Below are 18853 nucleotides of genomic sequence, written 5' to 3' on the forward strand. Positions count from 1 at the left end.
CCCCATGCCCCATGCCCAATACATAAATAGAGGTTACTATGTCTACTAATACTTTAACTACCAATCGTCAAAGAGATGTCCAGGTTGCTGAAATTGGTAGAGATACATTAATTCTGCGATCGCGGACTTGGGAGCGACTAAAATTTGAGGTGGAGTATTCCCGTCAAAAGGGAACTACAGCCAATTCTTATCTGATTCAAGCTGATAACAAAGCTTTAATTGACCCCCCTGGTGAATCTTTTACGGAAATTTATCTCCAGGAACTAGCACAACATCTGGATTTCTCCACCTTAGATTACATTGTTCTCGGTCATGTCAACCCCAATCGGAGAGCGACTTTGCAAGTATTGCTCTCTCAAGTTCCGCAAGTTACCTTAATTTGTTCTCGCCCTGCGGCTAATGCGCTGAAAACTGCTTTTCCTGAATGGGAGTCACGTATTCAAGCTGTGCGCTCAGAGGATACTTTAGATTTAGGACAAGGGCATCATTTAACATTTGTGAATGTACCTACTCCCCGTTGGCCAGATGGACTTTGTACTTATGATTTTGCGACAAAGATTCTCTATACAGATAAATTTTTGGGCGCTCATATTTGCGAAGATACTCTGTTTGATGAAGACTGGAAAAGATTAGATGCAGAACGTCGTTACTATTTTGACTGTCTCCATGCGTCCCAAGCCAAACAAGTCGAAGTTGCCTTAGATAAGTTTTCGGTTTTCCCAGCAAAATTTTATGCCCCTGGACATGGGCCAGTTGTGCGTTATAGCCTCAGCCGATTTACTTATGATTACCGTCAATGGTGTCAAGGGCAAAAATCTCAAGAGTTAAGTGTGGCGTTGCTTTATGCTTCTGCTTATGGGAATACAGCAGTTTTGGCAAATGCGATCGCTCAAGGTTTAATTGAAAATAAAGTCAATGTCGTATCCATTAACTGTGAATTAGCAGATACTGCCGAAATTACCCGCATTGTAGAAGCAAGCGATGGATTGATTATTGGTTCACCCACTTTAGGCGGACATGCACCTACTCAAATTCAAACTGCTTTAGGAATTATTATTTCCACAGCCGCTAAAACCAAATTAGCAGGGGTGTTTGGTTCCTACGGCTGGAGTGGAGAAGCCATTGATTTGCTAGAAAACAAGCTCAAAGATGCCAACTATCGTTTAGGATTTGAATCAATTCGAGTTCGTTTTACTCCTACACATGAAATTCTGCAACAATGTCAACAAGCAGGTGCAGAATTTGCTCAAAACTTGAAGAAAACCAAAAAACTAAGAACTCCGCGCCAAGTTGTTACAGAAACCCATGTAGATCGTACCGAACAAGCAGTAGGGCGGATTATTGGTTCCTTATGTGTAGTGACAACTCGCGATCGAGACACCCACAAAGGCGTTTTAACTTCTTGGGTATCTCAAGCCACCTTTAACCCTCCAGGAATCATGATTGCGATCGCTGATGAACAGAACGCAGATTTAATGCGTCATCCCGGCGATCAATTTGTGCTGAATATTCTCAAAGAAGGTAGAAATGTCCGCCGTTATTTTTCTCGTCAAAGTACTTTAGGAGATAATCCATTTATTAATCTTTCTACCAAAACCGCTGTTAATAATTGTCTGATTTTGACTGAGGCATTGTCCTATTTAGAATGCACAGTAAAAAATCAAATCAAATGCGGTGACAGATGGTTAATTTATGCCGTAGTTGATAACGGTGAAGTCTTAGAAAATGAAGGTTTAGCCGCCCTCGAACACCGGAAATCCGGCAGCTATTTTTGATAGGGCATGGGGCATGGGGCATAATTACTCATCTCCTCATTTTTTACAATTTTCTAACCAAATTATCAATACCAAATTACTATGTCTACATTTGTTGCTGTCGATCAAATTGAAAAGGTTTTTAACTTAACAGGTGGTGGTCAATATATCGCCCTAAAAGGAATTGATCTACAAATTAAAAAAGGCGAATTTGTTTCACTAATTGGTCACTCTGGTTGCGGTAAATCTACTTTATTAAATATGATTGCAGGTCTAGATTTACCAACAGAAGGTATTGTCACCTTAGAAGGACAAAGAATCATCAAACCAGGTCCCGATAGGATGGTAGTGTTTCAAAATTATTCACTATTACCTTGGCGGACAGTTAGAGAAAACATTGCTTTGGCTGTAGATTCAGCCATGAAAGGTTTACCTGCCGCTGAACGTAAAGCCATTGTCGATAAACATATAGATATGGTGGGTTTGCGTCCCCATGCTGACAAACAGCCGGGAATGTTATCAGGTGGACAAAAACAGCGAGTTGCGATCGCTCGTGCTTTAGCGATTCGTCCCAAGTTACTATTATTAGATGAACCATTTGGGGCGTTGGATGCACTCACACGCGGTAATTTGCAAGAACAGCTCATGCAAATCTGCGAAGAAAACCAAGTTACCGCCGTTATGGTGACACACGATGTAGACGAAGCGGTGCTGTTATCTGACAGAATCGTCATGCTAACCAACGGCCCAGAATCTAAAATTGGTGACATTCTCGAAGTCGATATTCCCAGACCCCGTAAGCGCATGGAAGTTGTAGAACATCCCAGCTACTACAGCTTGCGGAGTGAGATGATTTACTTTCTCAACCAACAAAAACGGATTAAGAAAATTCGGGCGCGGAAAACCGCCGATATTGCCCGTCATGGCTTAGAAAAAATTAACTTAGAAATTGGCTTTTTACCCCTTACAGCTTGCGCCCCCCTAGCCATCGCTAAAGAAAAAGGCTTCTTTACCAAACATGGTTTAGATGAAGTTAACTTAGTCCGTGAGAGTAGCTGGCGGGGTATAGAAGATGGCATCACTAATGGTTATTTAGATGCGGCTCAAATGCCTTCCGGGATGCCAATGTGGCTGACTTTGGGAGGACATAATAACCAACCTTTGCCAGTTGTCACCGCCTTGACTATGACTCGCAACGGTAACGCCATCACCTTAGCCAAACGTTTTTACGACCAAGGCGTACAAACATTATCAGACTTCAGAAATTATCTACTGCGTACACGCGACCAACGGCACATAATGGGGGTAGTGCATCCCGCATCTATGCACAATTTGCTACTGCGTTACTGGCTAGCCGCCGGCGGAATTGACCCCGATGGCGATGTGGACATGAAGACGATTCCTCCAGCGCAGATGGTAGCCGACTTGCAAAATGGCAGTATTGATGGTTACTGTGTCGGTGAACCGTGGAACTATCGCGCCGCCGTTGAAGGTGTTGGCTTTACCATCGCCACCGACTTAGAAGTTTGGCTAGGACATCCCGGTAAAGTTTTGGGTGTGCGAGAAGATTGGGCGCAGAGATATCCTAATACCCACATTGCCTTAACTAAAGCATTGTTAGAAGCTTGCCAATACTGTGCTAATCCCGAAAATACCCTAGAAATTCGGCAAATTTTAGCAGGACGAGAATATGTCAGCACAGATGTAGAATACATCCAACTCGAAGACCCCAATAGTTTAGTTTGTGACTTAGACCATCCACTGCGAGATTACGCCCATCACCAGTTTTATTCTGAGTCTGCCATTAATCGCCCCAGCCGCACCGAACAAATTTGGATCATGAGTCAATTGGCACGTTGGGGTGATACTCCCTTCCCTAGAAACTGGGTAGAAGTTGTCGAAAGAGTCAGCCAAGTACGTGTTTTCAGCACCGCCGCCCGTGAACTAGGTTTAGATATCAGCTACACTCGCCAACCCATTCAGCTATTTGATGGTACACCCTTTAACGCCGATGACCCCATAGCCTATCTCAATAGTTTAGATATTAAACGCGACTTCTCCATTGCCGAAGTCATCCTCGATGCGCCAAGAAAAAAAGTTGCGTAATCAAAAAAGAAGCAGGGGGCAGGGAGCAGGGAGCAGGGGCGAAATACCAATCCCCAATCCCCAGTCCCCAATCCCCAATCCCTTACTATAATTAAATCCCCATGCAAAACCGCAACTCAACAATTACCGACATCGCCAGAAACCCGCTAGCAAATGCAAGCAGCGGCAGACCTTTTCTAGAAATTCAAGACGTTACCAAAGTCTACCCAACAAAGAAAGGCCCCTTCACCGTACTAGACGGCGTTAACCTCAACGTAGAACAAGGTGAATTTATTTGTGTCATTGGTCACTCTGGTTGTGGCAAATCAACCCTGCTAAACATGGTGTCAGGTTTTAACTTTCCCACCTCCGGGCAAGTATTACTCGAAGGTCAACCCATCACCAAGCCAGGCCCAGACAGGATGGTTGTTTTTCAAAACTATGCCCTGCTTCCTTGGCGGACTGCTTTTGAAAATATCTACTTAGCTGTTAACTCCGTTTACCCTAATAAAATGGAAGCAGAGAAAAGGTCGATTGTCCGCGAACATTTGGCAATGGTAGGACTAGCTGACGCGATGGAAAAGAAACCCATGCAAATGTCTGGTGGGATGAGACAGCGAGTTTCTATTGCCCGTGCGTTGGCAATTCGTCCTAAGGTCTTAATTTTAGATGAACCTTTTGGGGCGTTAGATGCAATTACCAAAGAAGAATTACAAGAAGAACTGCTAAAAATTTGGAACGAAAACCGCTGTACAGTGCTGATGATTACCCACGACATCGATGAGGCGCTATTTTTAGCCGACAAATTAGTAATGATGACCAACGGCCCCCACGCTAAAATCGGCGAAGTCATGGAAATTCCTTTTTCTCGTCCACGCGATCGCGCCCGGATCATGGAAGATCCACAATACTATAAACTGCGTAATTATGCCTTAGATTTTCTCTTTAACCGCTTTGCCCATGATGATGTTGGTTAATGGGGCATGGGGCATGGGGTATGGGGCATAGGTTAATGTCTTCCATCCCCCCTTCCTTATGCCTACGGTGTACATACAAGTCATCTAAAACTGCCCCATTAACTAACAATGGGATTGTATCGACTGACAATACCAATGTCTCGACTAATACCGTTTCTTTGTGAAGCTGCGCTAAACTCTCTTAAACTCTTATCTTGGCGTACTTGGCGTACTTGGCGGTTCGTTTTTGATTTCTTAGAGTACTACAAGTAAAAAAATGCCCAATTGTCATTGCGAGCGAAGCGAAGCAATCGCAAAGACTGGGATTGCTTCGCTTCGCTCGCAATGACGGGTTTCGGATCATTTATTTTTTGGAACACTCTTATACTAAGTCTGAGATAATTGGGCGCATCTTCATACAGAATTGGTATAACAATGGGATTGTATTGACTGACAGTACCGATGTCTCGACTAACAATGCGATTGTATCGACTGACAATACAAATGTCTCGACTAACAATGCGATTGTATCGACTAACAATACCAATGTCTCGACTAACAATGGGATTGTATCGACTAACAATACCAATGTCTCGACTAACAATACCAATGTCTCGACTAACAATGCGATTGTACTGGCCTGCAAAAATTAACCCACCTGACGTTACACAGCAACTCTAAAAGACTTGTGTGTACACGGTAGCTTCCTTATGCAGGGCTGTTTCATAGAAAGCGGCGAGAAACTTCATTCCTGTATGGGTGGTTAAATCAGTTATCAGTTAACGGTAAACAGTGATAATTGATAACTTCTTCCCAATGCCCCATACTTCGGCTACGCTCAGTACAAGTGCCCTATTCCCTATGCCCAAAAACTCCACCCACTAGTGGGTGGAGTTTTTTATCTATAATCTTGACTTTGAATATCTCGCAGGCGGGCAGCATCACGCATCCCATAATCAGCACGAGTAAAGCGATTTAGCTGAGACTCATAGAACTCTCGATTAGCTTGTAAATGCTGCGGATCTTCATCATCTAAAGGATGTAAAAGTACAGTTCTTAAAGCTTGAATGACAGCAGAAGTAACATTGTACATTGACCGTTGGAAACTAACACCCAACTGAATCAACATATCATCTTGACCACGACAATGTTTGCTGTAGTAATCAACAAGATATTGAGGCAAAAAATGCAGCATATCTTGCATTAATAATGTGGGTGGAATACCAGCCGTACCTACGGGAAACACATCAGCATAAAGAATGCCATAGTGGAAGTCTTTTTGATCTACAGGTACTTGACTTGCTTGAGCATTATAAGACTTTGTACCTCTAAAGGGAGCAGTACGGTAAAAAACTGCTTCTACATAAGGTAAAGCTGCTTCGTGTAGCCAAGTAAAACCTTTGGATTTGGGAACGATTTCGTAGCATTCCCCACGAATATAAACATGATGGTAAATTGGACGTTCTGCAACTGCAAATATACCATTAACTAAAAAATTCATGGCATCTGGGACACCTTTGAATCCACCTTCATCATAGATATCCGACATTTCAAAGAACACGGGAGCCATGACTTCCCAGAATAAGCCGAGATTAGAGTAATAAGACATCTGGCGGCACTGTTCTAAAAACATGTCTGGGAACAGTTGATAAAGTCCCAACATTAATGGATTGCCTCTAAAGTAAGCTTTGATTGCTCTATCAGCATTGGCTTTATATTCTTCAGTGTCTAAGTAAGGGTCAAATTTCCCACCCATACCTCTATGCCAAAGCATTGCTCGCATACAAGCTTCGGCAAATTCCATATTAATGCGATCGTGAAACCAGTGATGTAATAATTTGGGCATTTTGAAGGTTTCACCTTTCTTCATAAATGCCAAAAGTTCGGGGTGGGCTGTTGCTTGACCACGCCAAACTCGTAAATCAGCATCATCGCCAGCATAATGATTATGGCGATTTAAATACTCTTGGGGTAAGAAGTATTTAAAGAAGGGAAAAGGATCTAAAAATACTTGTTCGGCAATATAAAGTAAGTCGCGCCAGTAAAAATCCATCGGCACAGCATAGGCTTTATATAAACCGATGATTTGCATCAGGTTTTCTGGAGTATCGGGTAACATTGAACCACCTGCTTCGAGGCGATGAATAACTTCGGCAAATTCATGCTCGGAAGGTGGTAGCTTTGTATCAGCTTTTTCTGGAGTTTGTACCATTTTGATTCCTTAAGATTTTTTATTTCACGCAAAGGCGCAAAGGCGCAAAGGTTAAGAGTTTTTTATTTTGAATTTTTCAAGTTCATACCTCGATTCAGCAACGCCAGATTTTTAAATTTCAGTACATAAAATTTCGGCGTTACTGATTGGTTTAGCAACGCCAGAAATATTATTTCAAAGTTGCTTGAGAGATTACGGTTTTATCGGCAGGGAGAATTGTGGCTACCATTGCTGTAGTTGTGGATTCACTCCAACGTACTAACCAAGTGGGTTGTACTCCCAAAAAGATGATTAGTAATGCCAAAATTAAAGCGGGTATTTTTTCAGACCATATCACTTGGGGATAGTAGGCTATATTTTCCAGTTTGCCAAAGCAGGTGCGGTTGAGGAGAATCACAAAATAAACTGCGGTTAAACCTGACGAGACTACACATAATAGTGTTGGTAAGGGAAAGACGGAGAAACTGCCTTGAAATACAATAAATTCGGCAATGAATCCTGTTAAGCCGGGAATACCGGCGCTAGCCATACCACTGAGAACTAATAAGGCGCTAACTAAGGGTAAACCTCGGATGGGACTCATTAAGCCGTTAAGTTTATCTAATTCGCGGGTTCCAACTTTCGCTTCTACGACTCCCACTAAATGAAAGAGAATTGCTAGGATGATGCCGTGGCTGAACATTTGGGCGACAGCACCAACTAACGATAAAGAAGTACTAGCAGCAGCAGCTAACAAGACATAGCCCATGTGACCAATCGAACTGTATGCTACCATGCGCTTGATATCTTTTTGAGCGATCGCAATTACTGCTCCATATATAGTGCTAATTGCTCCCCAAATTGCTAATGTCGGTGCAATAATGCTCCAAGTGTCGGGAAACATCCCCATACCAAATCGCAATAATCCATAAGTTCCCAATTTGGCTAGTACGCCACCGAGAAGAATGGCAATTGGTGCTGAAGCCTCTACATAAGCATCTGGCAACCAAGTATGGAAAGGAATGAGAGGAATTTTAATGCCAAAACCTATGACTACTCCTACCAGTAAAAGTAGTTGTTTTGCTGTGGAAAGGTTTTCAGTAGAGACTGCATCAAAAGCAAAATCAGTCGAACCAGTTAGCCACACCATACCTAAAAATGTGGCTAAAATTAAGGCTCCCGAAACGGCAGTATAAATTAAAAACTTGATGCCTGCATAGGCTCGTTTTTCTCCTCCCCAAATGGAAATTAGTAAATAAAAGGGAATTAATTCTAGTTCATAAAACAAGAAAAACAACAACAAGTTTTCTGCCAAAAAAGCACCAGCAACGCCACCACTTACTAACAAAACCATCGAATAGAAAAGCTTGGGGCGTTCAGTTTGTTTGCTACTGCTATAAATAGCAATCCAAGTGAGGAGGCTATTTAATACCAACATCAAAATTGATAATCCATCAGCCCCAAGTTGATAATTTAAACCCAGGGTTTCATTCCAAGGAAGATATTCTTGAAATTGCATCCCTGGATTGGTGATATCAAATTTCAACAGGATGAAAATATTCCACAGAAGAACTAGAAAAGATACTGTCAGGGCTACTAAACGAACGCGATTTGCAGGGATGGCGTTACCAGGCCAAAACCCGATAACAGCCGCAGCTAAAATTGGTATCCAGATTAAAACACTCAGCATATTAATTAGTTATTGGGCATGGGGCATGGGGCATCCCTTCGGCTGCGCTCAGGGCAAGTGGGAATGGGGCGTGGGGCGTGGGGTATGGGGTTAAAACATCAAGTCTAAAAGCTGTATTCCCCAGAATGGCCAAGTTACCCACATTCCTAAAATGCCTACTCCAAAAAGTATGGTGAAGGCATAAAATTGGGTTTGTCCAGAAGTACTGTATTTTAAACCTTCACCTCCTAATAATGAAAACAAACCAACGAAGTTAACGATGCCATCAACTACGAAACGGTCAACCATATCGGCGAGTTTAGAAATTTGGGCAACGCCGAAAATGATGGTCATCCGATAGAGTTTTGGAGTGTAAAAGTCGTAGGCTATCAAATCTTGTAAACCTTTCCAAGGCAGACGAATTGGTTTAGGAATATTGCCTAAGTAAATTACACCACTGATGCTGCAACCGAAAATGCTCGACCAAATTAAAAGTAGGGCAATATCTTTATTTAAAGTTGTCCAATTGGGTAATAATGATAAGCTTTGTAATATTAAAGGCAAGTGGAAAACAAAGCCTAATAATATTACCATTGGTAAAACCATTGGCCAGTGAACTTCAGGCGATCGCTCACTCATTTGTTTGGGTTTACCACCAAAAATTAAACCAAATTCTCTGGTTAAACTAAAGGCTGTTAAACCATTAACAGCTATAACTACTCCCACCAATAAAGGTTGAACTCCCCACAGTGCGTCTGCTAATTTGAACAATGCCCAAAAGCTACCTAATGGTGGAAAACCAATTAATCCTAATGTCCCAACGATGAAAGCTAACCCAGAAATTGGGCGACGTGTCCATAGTCCACCTAGTTGGGTTACGTCTTGGGTAATGCTATTCCAAATAACTCCCCCGGTACTCATGACTAATAGTGCTGATGCTAAGGCGTGGGTGAGTACTAATAACAGTGCTACTTCGTCTTGTTGCACTCCTACAGCAATGAACACTAAACCCATGTAGGAACTGACAGAATAAGATAAACAGCGTTTAACGTCAACCTGGGCGATCGCAATTAAGGAACCACCTACGGCTGTTACCGCACCAATGGCAACTAAAAATGAAGAAACAAACGGTGAGAGAGTTAAAATAGGTTGCAGTTTAATTAATATCCAAGCACCACTAGCAACTACTACCGAGTTCCGCAAAACTGTACTAGGAACAGGCCCTTCCATTGCTTCATCTAACCATAGATGCAAGGGAAATTGAGCGCATTTGCCCATTGGCCCGGCCACTAAAGCTATACCTACCAATGTAATTACTGTAGGATCGACCTTAGCAGTAATCGCCCATTGGGCTAGTTCTGGATAATTCCAAGTTCCCGTTAGAGGCCACAATGCTAGTACCCCCATCAATAAAAATAAGTCTCCTACCCGTTTGGTTAAAAAAGCATCTCTAGCACCGGAGACTACTAAAGGTTGACTAAACCATAAACCAACTAACAAGTAAGTACCTAAAGTCAGAATTTCCAAAATTACATAGCTGAAAAACAAGTTGTTACACAAAGCTAGGGCGCACAATCCAGTTTCAAATAATCCTAATAAAGAATAAAAGCGTCCCCAGCCCCAATCCATTTCCATGTAACCAACTGCATAAATCTGGGCTAGTAAATTCAACCCAGTAATCACTACCATTGCACCAACACTCACTGAAGAAATTTCTATAGCAATGGTGAGGTTTAAACCAGCAGTAGATAGCCAAGGAATAAATACTTCTTGGGATGGATGATTCCAAGTCGCTTGTAAGGCGATCGCACTATGAACTAACGCCAAAAATGTCATGATTAAGTTTAGATAACCCGCCGGTCTTGGCCCGGTTTTGCGAATTAATCCCGGCGACCAAGGAATAGCCAACAAGCCACCCATTAACGCATAGCACGGAACTAGCCAAACAGTCTCAAGTAGAAACTGAGCCATTTACCTACCTCTAGATTGACAATAAAATTTAGGCAGTTTTGCCTGAAATTGCGTTGATCCCAGCTAAACCAGCTATTTTAGATAACGCAAGTTTATATTTGCTTAATGTTTGATTAAAAATAGCTTACCGTTATATTTACTAAAAGGGAATTACTTTTATAAATAAATCTCAGATATTTACTCTAATTAATTCTTATATAGAAAAGGATTAAAGTTATAAATAGTAATGATTATATTTTATCTATCAACTATTAAAACTTACGCAAGAACTCCTGAACTCCTATTCTCTGCGTCCTCAGCGTTCTCTGCGGTTAGATTTTCCGTTATCTGTGTGTAAGCCCTGAATGAACTTTCTTAAAGATTCATCAAGAAACAGATAAATTTTTTCTATTGACAGAAATAACAAGAAATGATAAATCATGTATCCTTATAAAATTATTTAAATTAGCAGGATGGAAAAACATTACTGTTTCATATACCTTATAGTTTTAGCTGTATCTGGATAGTCGCTAAATACGCCATCAATGCCTAAGCTGAAAAATAGTTGATATTCTCCTTGAGGATTTCCTTGAAAATCTAGTGGTAAAAAGCAATCTTCATTGCGAAAAGTCCAGGCATGAACTAGCAAACCAGCTGCATGAGCATTTTTAACTATAGATGTAGGCGATCGCAACTTCCCATTACTATCTCTAGGAATAAGCAAGTTTTTATTAATACCAATCGCTTGTGCATATTCAGCAATTTCTCTCAAACCTGATGCTGTTGCTAAGTCTGCGTATGTGCGAATATCGTTGCTTACCACAAAATCTTCAGGTTTGCCAGTAGCGTTGAGCAATTGCACCAAAGGTAAATCGGTTTTGGTAGATAAATATTGCAAATTACTGACTTCAAAAGACTGGATAAAAACGGGTATATCACTATTAGCAGTCAAAGTTGCCAAAAGAGGATCTTCTAATGATAGCCCTATAGATTGAAAGTAAGTCGGGTGTTTAGTTTCCGGATAAATACCGATTGTACGATTCATCTGGACGCTTTTAGCTTTGGTCAAATCAATGATTTCTTGCAGTGTAGGAATTGTAAATAATCCATCGTAGATAGTATTTTGGGGTCGGATTTGAGGGATTCGCTCTTTAGTTCGTAGAGTTTTGATTTCTGCAAGGGTAAAGTCTTCAGTAAACCAGCCAATTTTTTCTTCTCCGTCAATAAGTTTAGTAGTTTGACGATCAGTAAACTCTGTGTGGCTAGCAACATCAGTAGTTTCCGAAATTTCGTTTTCATGGCGGGCAATTAAAACACCATCTTTGGTTGCAACTAAATCTGGTTCAATATAGTCAGCGCCGAGAGCGATCGCTAATTCATAAGCAGCCAAAGTATGCTCTGGACGGTAGCCGCTAGCGCCTCGATGAGCAATTATAATTGGGGCATTGGGCATGGGGTATTTGTACTGAGCGAAGTCGAAGTATTGGGCATGGGGCGTAGTTTTTTATTTTAGTTGGATATCAGACATCCTTAATAATTGGAAGTTGAAAGCAGAAAAATATTAAATAATGTATATTTACTTACTTTAGTTTCAACAGTTAAAATAAAATATTGCATTTAAATTTAGCTAATGACAAATAATAATATCGAGATTGCTTTTAGCTTTGATACAACCGGAAGCATGTATCCTTGCTTGACCCAAGTACGGCGAAAAATTAAAAATACTGTTACTAGATTAATAGATGAAATTCCCTTAATTCGCATTGGTATTATCGCACATGGAGACTATTGTGACGCAGGTTCGACTTATGTCACTAAAATATTTAACTTATCTGGTGATGTTGATGCTATTTGTGATTTTGTGCAAAATGTAGAACCCACTGGAGGTGGAGATGCGCCAGAATGTTATGAATTAGTATTACATGAATCTCAATCTCTATCTTGGTCAAAGTCAGCATCAAAATCACTGGTTTTGATTGGTGATGATATTCCCCATCCTCCAGCACACAATCCTCAAAAACTGAATTGGCGCAAAGAATTAGATAAATTAACCGATGCAGAAATTACAGTTTACGGAGTTCAAGCACTTAATCGCTCTCATGCAATTCCTTTTTATCAAGAACTAGCTGAAAAGTCTGGTGGTTTTCATATTAATTTAGACCAATTTTCATATATTACTGATTTATTTTTAGCAGTTTGTTATCAACAATCTTCTAGTGAACAGTTACAAGCTTATGAACAAGAAGTAATCGATCAAGGACGCATGAGTCGTGGTTTAAATAAAATCTTTAACACCATGATGAACCGAGCAGAAACATCTTATTACGAATCGGCTGATTTACGGGCAGTTTCTCCGGGACGTTTTCAAGTTTTAGAGGTTGAGCAAGACATTTCCATTAAAGCTTTAGTTTTGGAAAATGGTTTAAGTTTCAAAGTTGGGCGAGGTTTCTACGAATTTACGAAAACGGAAACCATTCAAGCTCATAAAGAAATTATTTTAATGGATCGGGTAACTGGTGATTTATTTGCCGGAGGTGCAGCACGGGAAATGTTAGGTCTACCAATGGATGCCACAATTCGCATTAAACCGAGTAACTTAGAAAAATATGTTGTGTTTGTCCAAAGTACCTCTGCTAATCGTAAACTGATTGGTAAAACCCGATTTTTATATGAAGTCGAAGACTGGGATCGTTAAGCAACTGCTTTTAATATTAGCAATGCTGCTGTCTAGAAATTTGCTCTTTTAGTAGTTGCATTGCTTGTTTTAGAAAATTACGTTGCCACTTTTGCTCAAAACCGTGGCGAGTTTCGACATCACGTAAAGTTCGCCAAAACTGAAGTAAATTAAAAATCACTTATTCGTCGTCTTCTGAATCTTCAAAAATACTTTGGATGTCTCTTGCACCATGTAGAACACGTATGACTTCAATGTCTTGGTTTATAGAACGGTAGAAAATTAGGTAATTCCCTACTGGAAAACTTCGTAGATTTGACGCTAAGGAATCACGCTTTTTTCCCATACCTGGGTTTGATGCCAGCATTTTGAGTTGGCTATCAATTTTTTGTAGAAATTGATCTGCTTTTTCAAAGCTGTCATTAGCAATAAAATTCTAAATATCCAATAAATCAGCTTGCGCTAACGGTTTTTTAAGAATTAAAGCCATTATGCAGACTCTCTCTGCTGCCGTTGTTGTTTTGCCAATTCGATGATTTCATCTATGTTAAAAGGTGTGGATTCTCCACTATCAATTCCTTGCTGTATCTCCCGACGCAACTCTGCAAGGCGTATTGCTTTGAAGGCATCCTGCTCCTTGAGAAGCCGTAAACCTTCACGGATAACTTCAGAAGCAGAAGTATACATACCGCTTTCAACTTTAGATTGCACCCATTTTTCTAATTCTGGGGTTAAAGAAACGTTCATCTGCTACCTCTAGATCAGTTGATAGCAATAATCTTACTGGTAATAACAAAAAATATCCCAAAATGTCCAAATTTGTTATTACTCTTTTATATATCCGTTGTCCAATACTTGATATAAGTTGAACTTTACTAATTACTTCCATCGATTTCTGGACAAAATTCGTTGTTATACAAGACTCGGATCATTTCTCGTCCAGAATATTTAAACAACACATCAAATTCAGGCATTGCATAAATGCGGGATGAATTAAAATTTTTGACCAAAGCAAAAGATTGATTCTTCGCGCCTTTGCGCCTACCCTGCGGGAAGCCGCTACCGCGTCTATGCGCGAAACAAAATTCATCACTTGATTCAGCAATGTCCAAATTTACTATTGGGCATTCTCAAATTTTCAGGAACGAGATAGGTTTGGATTGGTTCTGTTAGCACTAACCCATGCCCAGGAAAGAGAATAACGGTAATTTCACCACCACGCAGGCATCCTAAAACTCTTGCTGGGACACGCACATAAAAGGACGAACTGTTTTCTATATGATGCATATCAAGATTCTGTAGTAAGTAAGTCGGTGCAATAAAATCAAACTGTGTAAAGAAAAGTAAATAGCGCTCAAACTCTTTCTCCCCCTGCTCCCTGCCCCCTGCCCCCTGCTTGAATCCAACAATAATTATTTACGCCGACCTACTTATGAGCTAGTAAGTAAGCGCAAATATTCATTATTGGTTTTAGCGCTACTACAAACCAAATACAGAGACTTTACTTTTCGTTACATAGTTTGGTCTTGTCTGGTTCACTTAACTTAATGCGGTACAACTATTATCAGCTGACTTTTTTACTGCCATGACTGCAATTACCATCAACTTTAATAATGTCGTTAAATTGAACGTCGACCAATTTTACCAACTGTGTCGGGATAATCCCGATGTCAAATTTGAACGTAATCAGTTAGGGGAAATAATTATTATGCCACCCACGGGAGGAGAAACAGGAAAATGTAATGCATCAATGATTGCGGATTTTGTAATTTGGAACCGTCAAACAAAACTCGCAGAGGTATTCGACTCATCCACCTGCTTTAAACTCCCTAACGGTTCCGACCGTTCCCCCGATGTATCTTGGATAAAACTAGAGAGGTGGAACGTCCTCAAACCAGAACAGCGCGAAAAATTCCCACCCATTGCCCCAGATTTTGTTTTAGAATTGATGTCCTCGTCGGATAGCTTGAGTGAAACGCAAGCCAAAATGCAAGAATATGTGAATGCAGGTGTAAAACTGGGTTGGTTAATTGATAGAAAAACTCGCCGTGTGGAAATTTATCGACAAGGGCAACCAAAAGAGATATTAGAGTTTCCCACAAGCTTATGTGGAGAAGATATATTACCAGGGTTTGTTTTGGACTTACAGATAATATGGAATTAATTGCCTAGTTTTTAATAAAAGTATCAATCACTACCAAGTATTTTTATAAGTCTCATGACACAGATTAAGTCCGAAATAAAACAAATAGAAGAACTACGCCAACTGTTACAACAAGCCAGCTATGCATATTACGTTTTAGATGCGCCAATTATGGAAGATGCAGTGTACGATCGCCTGTATCGGGAATTGCAACAAATGGAAATTGAGCATCCAGAATTAGTCAGACTTGATAGTCCTACCCAGCGCGTGGGTGAGAAACCAGCAATACATTTTACCTCGGTACGACACAACATCCCACTTTATAGTCTAGAGAATGCCTTTGATATTGATGAATTGCAAAGTTGGGAGCAACGCTGGCGGCGACAAACACCCACAACAGATGCTGTAGAATATGTATCTGAGCTAAAAATTGATGGTTCTGCGATCGCTCTTACCTACGAAAATGGCATTCTAGTTAGGGGCGCAACTAGGGGTGATGGAATCATGGGTGAAGATATTACCCAAAATGTGCGGACAATTCGCTCAATTCCGTTGCGCTTGAATTTAGGTGATTTAGAAAACTTGGAAAAGGTAGAAGTCCGAGGCGAGGCGTTTTTACCGTTGGATGTGTTTAGACAAATCAACGAGGAAAGGCAAAAAGCAGGTGAACAGTTGTTTGCTAATCCTCGCAATGCGGCGGCTGGTACACTCAGACAATTAGATTCGCGCATTGTAGCCAAGCGGCGATTAGATTTTTTTGCCTACACACTACACATCTCTGGTATGGATGATGCCAGTATTGCTAATACCCAGTGGGAAGCGTTGGAGTTATTGGAAAAGATGGGTTTTCGGGTCAACCCAAACCATAAGCTATGTGCTTCACTAGCTGAAGTGGCGGAATATTATCAATACTGGGATACGGAACGGCTGAATCTACCCTACATGACCGATGGGGTAGTAGTAAAGCTAAATTCTTTTAAATTACAAGAACAGTTAGGATTTACCCAAAAATTCCCTCGCTGGGCGGTGGCGTTGAAATACCCAGCCGAAGAAGCGCCTACCCGCGTCGAAAATATTGCTGTCAATGTCGGTAGAACAGGGGCGTTGACACCTTTAGCGCAAATGCGTCCAGTACAATTAGCAGGAACGACAGTTTCTCGTGCTACTTTACACAATAGCGATCGCGTCGCTCAATTAGATATCCGCATTGGTGATACTGTAATTGTTCGTAAAGCTGGGGAAATTATCCCAGAAGTGACCAGGGTATTAACAGAACTGCGTCCCCCTGATAGTCAACCCTTTGTAATGCCCACCCATTGCCCAGTCTGCAATCAACCAGTGGTGCGAGAGTCAGATGAAGCAGTAACTCGCTGTGTAAATGCTTCTTGTCCAGCTATTCTCAAAGGAGAAATAGAACATTGGGTCAGCCGTGATGCTTTAGATATTAAAGGCGTAGGCGAAAAGCTGGTGCATCAACTTGTTGATAAAAACTTAGTGCATTCTGTGGCTGATTTGTATGATTTGACAGCAGACCAATTATGTGCATTAGAAAGAATGGGGAAAAAATCAGCAGAGAAATTAATAGATGCGATCGCTCAATCAAAAAACCAGCCCTGGTCAAGAGTATTGTATGGTTTAGGCATCCGTCATGTTGGTAGTGTGAATGCCCAATTATTGACCCAGAAGTATCCCACAGTAGACCAATTAGTGACAGCAAAACAATCAGATATTGCAGATATTTACGGTATTGGTGCAGAAATTGCTCAATCTGTATACCAATGGTTTCGCATTAATGCCAATCAAACCTTAGTTCAGCGTTTGCAACTAACAGGGTTACAATTTGTTGCCACAGAAGACACAACAGTTAGTAATAGTAATCAAAAGTTTGCGGGTAAGACTTTTGTGATTACAGGTACATTGCCAACCTTAAAGCGAGATGAGGCTAAGGCATTAATTCAAAAAGCTGGTGGTAAAGTAACTGATTCAGTCAGTAAAAAAACCGATTATTTAGTGGTAGGAGCAGATGCAGGTTCTAAGTTAGAAAAAGCGCAGACTTTAGGAATTAATCAGTTAAATGAAACCCAGTTATTAGAAATATTAGAAGACTCACAAAACTAAAATTCTATTTCAGCCCCAGCATAAAAAGCAAAAAACCAATGGAGTAAGACTTCATGCCCCATGCACCATGCCCCATGCCCTTTGTACACAGGCTTATTTACACCCTACCATTTGCAGTTAACAGGCAAACTTGAAGCTACAGAAACAGCGCTGGTAGCAGCTACACAAATATTTGCAAGTGTCTCCCCTTGGATGGCTAATTTCTTTTAAAGACAAAGTTAAGTTGAACTTTATTTTTTGTAAAAATTTGCTTGGGGAATAAAAGAAAAGCGTGTCAGCACATCATCGATAAATGTAAACCTAGTAGAAGCATCTGTATTGAGCGTAGCGTACACGAAATCAACAACTTTCTGCTCCTTAAACACTGAAGGCTGTACAAAAGTAGGCTGACCATAAATTGATATTACCTGTTGTGGATTCATCCCAATGCGAATGCGTTGATAAGCAGGGCCAGTTTTTGGTGTGGCTGGTTCTGCTGGCAATATAACTGCCATAATTTTGACAGGAGTTTCCAACCCAACATTCATACCTTCTACGCGACTATCCGTGAGAACTATGTTTACTGGTAGCTGACCTTCTTTGACAAAGGCAAGTCGCTCAAGCTTATAAATAGAGATGTCATTGCGCTGTTCAGAGAAAGGCTGTCCCATCAATTTCAACACTTCTTGACGGCTCATCCCAATTTTAATTACCTGAGCAAAAGGAGGAATATTATTGGTAGTTATGGTTTTGAGTTCACTAGTAACACCCGACAGATAACCATCAATCATCGATATTTTGGTGATGATTGGTTCTTGGCGATAATTTAGGATTTCAATTTTCAAATCTGAGTTAGGGAACACCTTAATATCAGTTGGTTTTCCCATCACCTTTTCAACCTCAGCTTGAGTCATCCCTTCATGTAACAAGCTAGATTTAAGCGGTTGACGTTTAATTTTAATATCGTTGCGGATTTTCGGCAAAAAAGATGGTTTATTATTGCTTTGGGATTCAGTCTGAACTTGATTTTGGTTAGAAGTAGGAGCTTGAGCCATTAAAGGTGTAGCTGTGGCTGTGAAACTGAATGCTACAAAGCACAAATGAACCCACAGTTTTATAGGGATGATCTTTTGTAATTGCATAATAATAAATGATTGAACCAGAAAAAAGTGTAATTACTCTCAACGGATCAGTAAAACTGTTGCATATAAGTAGGTCGGCGTAAATAATTATTGTTGGATTCAAGCAGGGGGCAGGGGGCAGGGAGCAGGGGGAGAAGGAGTTTGAGCGCTATTTACTTTTCTTTACACAGTTTGGTTTTATTGCACCGACTT

At 40.8% G+C, this 18853-nt stretch carries 16 protein-coding genes and 1 pseudogene; 7 read left to right on the forward strand and 10 right to left on the reverse strand.

Translation table 11 applies throughout. The features are described from left to right. The first annotated feature begins 38 nt into the window (after positions 1-38). From QI031_RS12615 to QI031_RS12625, 3 genes are all read left to right on the forward strand, one after another. On the forward strand, positions 39-1775 hold the full coding sequence (locus QI031_RS12615) for a diflavin flavoprotein (RefSeq protein WP_281485484.1): 1737 nt from the start codon (positions 39-41) through the stop codon (positions 1773-1775). A gap of 81 nt (positions 1776-1856) precedes the next feature. Beyond that, positions 1857-3860 (forward strand): ABC transporter ATP-binding/substrate-binding protein, encoded by a 2004-nt coding sequence (locus tag QI031_RS12620; protein ID WP_281485485.1) that lies wholly within the window; start codon positions 1857-1859, stop codon positions 3858-3860. A gap of 101 nt (positions 3861-3961) precedes the next feature. Continuing rightward, the gene (locus tag QI031_RS12625) at positions 3962-4816 is read left to right on the forward strand and encodes a nitrate ABC transporter ATP-binding protein (protein ID WP_281485486.1); all 855 of its coding nucleotides are present in this window, start codon (positions 3962-3964) and stop codon (positions 4814-4816) included. A 361-nt stretch (positions 4817-5177) separates the two neighbouring features. Here QI031_RS12625 and QI031_RS12630 read toward each other — a convergent pair whose 3' ends face one another. The 5 genes from QI031_RS12630 to QI031_RS12650 all read right to left on the reverse strand — a co-directional run bounded on the left by QI031_RS12630 (position 5178) and on the right by QI031_RS12650 (position 12058). Beyond that, complete coding sequence (locus QI031_RS12630; RefSeq protein WP_281485487.1) at positions 5178-5441, reverse strand: hypothetical protein; 264 nt, start codon at positions 5439-5441, stop codon at positions 5178-5180. 252 nt (positions 5442-5693) lie between these two features. Continuing rightward, on the reverse strand, positions 5694-7007 hold the full coding sequence (locus QI031_RS12635) for a CO2 hydration protein (RefSeq protein WP_281485488.1): 1314 nt from the start codon (positions 7005-7007) through the stop codon (positions 5694-5696). Positions 7008-7176: 169 nt separating this feature from the next. Next, the gene (locus QI031_RS12640; protein WP_281485489.1) at positions 7177-8676 is read right to left on the reverse strand and encodes an NADH-quinone oxidoreductase subunit M; all 1500 of its coding nucleotides are present in this window, start codon (positions 8674-8676) and stop codon (positions 7177-7179) included. Positions 8677-8766: 90 nt separating this feature from the next. Then, the gene (locus tag QI031_RS12645; RefSeq protein WP_281485490.1) at positions 8767-10626 is read right to left on the reverse strand and encodes an NAD(P)H-quinone oxidoreductase subunit F; all 1860 of its coding nucleotides are present in this window, start codon (positions 10624-10626) and stop codon (positions 8767-8769) included. A 463-nt stretch (positions 10627-11089) separates the two neighbouring features. Next, entirely contained in the window at positions 11090-12058 is a 969-nt protein-coding gene (locus tag QI031_RS12650; RefSeq protein WP_281485491.1) for a glycerophosphodiester phosphodiesterase, read from the reverse strand. Between the two features lie 177 nt (positions 12059-12235). Between QI031_RS12650 and QI031_RS12655 the strand changes: the two genes are divergently transcribed. Beyond that, positions 12236-13300 carry a vWA domain-containing protein gene (locus tag QI031_RS12655; RefSeq protein WP_281485492.1) on the forward strand — a complete coding sequence of 355 codons (1065 nt, stop codon included), beginning with the start codon at positions 12236-12238 and terminating at the stop codon, positions 13298-13300. 16 nt (positions 13301-13316) lie between these two features. Here the strand turns inward: QI031_RS12655 and QI031_RS12660 are convergent, their stop codons facing one another. The 4 genes from QI031_RS12660 to QI031_RS12675 form a co-directional block, all read right to left on the reverse strand. Continuing rightward, positions 13317-13460, reverse strand: a complete 144-nt coding sequence (locus QI031_RS12660) for a hypothetical protein (RefSeq protein ID WP_281485493.1) — start codon at positions 13458-13460, stop codon at positions 13317-13319. Further along, a complete protein-coding gene (locus tag QI031_RS12665; protein WP_281486009.1) occupies positions 13461-13709 on the reverse strand; it encodes a type II toxin-antitoxin system RelE/ParE family toxin in 249 nt (82 codons plus the stop codon). Positions 13710-13768: 59 nt separating this feature from the next. Further along, complete coding sequence (locus QI031_RS12670; RefSeq protein WP_281485494.1) at positions 13769-14026, reverse strand: type II toxin-antitoxin system ParD family antitoxin; 258 nt, start codon at positions 14024-14026, stop codon at positions 13769-13771. Between the two features lie 351 nt (positions 14027-14377). Next, positions 14378-14566 carry a hypothetical protein gene (locus QI031_RS12675; RefSeq protein ID WP_281485495.1) on the reverse strand — a complete coding sequence of 63 codons (189 nt, stop codon included), beginning with the start codon at positions 14564-14566 and terminating at the stop codon, positions 14378-14380. Between the two features lie 298 nt (positions 14567-14864). Between QI031_RS12675 and QI031_RS12680 the strand changes: the two genes are divergently transcribed. From QI031_RS12680 to QI031_RS12690, 3 genes and pseudogenes are all read left to right on the forward strand, one after another. Next, positions 14865-15443, forward strand: a complete 579-nt coding sequence (locus QI031_RS12680; protein WP_281485496.1) for a Uma2 family endonuclease — start codon at positions 14865-14867, stop codon at positions 15441-15443. Positions 15444-15497: 54 nt separating this feature from the next. Further along, on the forward strand, positions 15498-17540 hold the full coding sequence (gene ligA / locus QI031_RS12685; protein WP_281485497.1) for an NAD-dependent DNA ligase LigA: 2043 nt from the start codon (positions 15498-15500) through the stop codon (positions 17538-17540). Positions 17541-17618: 78 nt separating this feature from the next. Continuing rightward, positions 17619-17750 (forward strand): annotated as a pseudogene (locus QI031_RS12690) (sterol carrier protein domain-containing protein); the annotation flags it as partial. Positions 17751-17770: 20 nt separating this feature from the next. Here QI031_RS12690 and QI031_RS12695 read toward each other — a convergent pair. Continuing rightward, the gene (locus tag QI031_RS12695; protein WP_281485498.1) at positions 17771-18661 is read right to left on the reverse strand and encodes a hypothetical protein; all 891 of its coding nucleotides are present in this window, start codon (positions 18659-18661) and stop codon (positions 17771-17773) included. Positions 18662-18853: the final 192 nt, after the last annotated feature.

The organism is Halotia branconii CENA392 (assembly GCF_029953635.1).
Lineage (GTDB): Bacteria > Cyanobacteriota > Cyanobacteriia > Cyanobacteriales > Nostocaceae > Halotia > Halotia branconii.

Bases quoted from the DNA above. Each gene is read 5' to 3' on its own strand.
- QI031_RS12615 (WP_281485484.1), top strand. From the start codon at position 39: ATGTCTACTAATACTTTAACTACCAATCGTCAAAGAGATGTCCAGGTT.
- QI031_RS12620 (WP_281485485.1), top strand. From the start codon at position 1,857: ATGTCTACATTTGTTGCTGTCGATCAAATTGAAAAGGTTTTTAACTTA.
- QI031_RS12625 (WP_281485486.1), top strand. From the start codon at position 3,962: ATGCAAAACCGCAACTCAACAATTACCGACATCGCCAGAAACCCGCTA.
- QI031_RS12635 (WP_281485488.1), bottom strand. From the start codon at position 7,007: ATGGTACAAACTCCAGAAAAAGCTGATACAAAGCTACCACCTTCCGAG.
- QI031_RS12640 (WP_281485489.1), bottom strand. From the start codon at position 8,676: ATGCTGAGTGTTTTAATCTGGATACCAATTTTAGCTGCGGCTGTTATC.
- QI031_RS12645 (WP_281485490.1), bottom strand. From the start codon at position 10,626: ATGGCTCAGTTTCTACTTGAGACTGTTTGGCTAGTTCCGTGCTATGCG.
- QI031_RS12650 (WP_281485491.1), bottom strand. From the start codon at position 12,058: ATGCCCAATGCCCCAATTATAATTGCTCATCGAGGCGCTAGCGGCTAC.
- QI031_RS12655 (WP_281485492.1), top strand. From the start codon at position 12,236: ATGACAAATAATAATATCGAGATTGCTTTTAGCTTTGATACAACCGGA.
- QI031_RS12670 (WP_281485494.1), bottom strand. From the start codon at position 14,026: ATGAACGTTTCTTTAACCCCAGAATTAGAAAAATGGGTGCAATCTAAA.
- QI031_RS12675 (WP_281485495.1), bottom strand. From the start codon at position 14,566: ATGCATCATATAGAAAACAGTTCGTCCTTTTATGTGCGTGTCCCAGCA.
- QI031_RS12680 (WP_281485496.1), top strand. From the start codon at position 14,865: ATGACTGCAATTACCATCAACTTTAATAATGTCGTTAAATTGAACGTC.
- ligA (WP_281485497.1), top strand. From the start codon at position 15,498: ATGACACAGATTAAGTCCGAAATAAAACAAATAGAAGAACTACGCCAA.
- QI031_RS12695 (WP_281485498.1), bottom strand. From the start codon at position 18,661: ATGCAATTACAAAAGATCATCCCTATAAAACTGTGGGTTCATTTGTGC.